Annotated in this window: 1 protein-coding gene; it reads left to right on the forward strand. The window is 58.2% G+C overall.

The window, feature by feature from the left end; all coding sequences use genetic code 11:
* Positions 1-390: phage major capsid protein (locus HMPREF1992_RS11970; RefSeq protein WP_037357845.1), on the forward strand; the 390-nt coding region annotated here is incomplete at both ends.

Genomic DNA, 390 nt, shown 5'->3' on the forward strand with positions numbered 1-390 from the left:
TTCTGAATGAGGAGAACGTCCTGCGTCCGCTTGCAACGACGATCACGACGAGTGGGGAGCACAAGATCAATATCGCCGCCACGAAACCTGCGGCATCGTGGATTGAGGAGGGCGCAGCACTTACCTTCGGGGACGCGACCTTCGACCAGATCGTTCTCGACGCGCACAAGCTCCACGTCGCAGTCAAGGTAACGGAAGAGCTTCTCTACGACAACGCCTTCAACCTTGAGAACTATCTCATCGAGCAGTTCGGCAAGGCACTGGGCAACGCAGAGGAGGACGCATTCCTGAATGGCGATGGGACGCACAAGCCGAAGGGACTTCTCACCTCGGCAAAAACATCTGTCACCACGGCGGCGGCAGACCTCAAGGCGGACGAACTCGTGACGC

The organism is Selenomonas sp. oral taxon 892 str. F0426 (assembly GCF_000468035.1).
Lineage (GTDB): Bacteria > Bacillota > Negativicutes > Selenomonadales > Selenomonadaceae > Centipeda.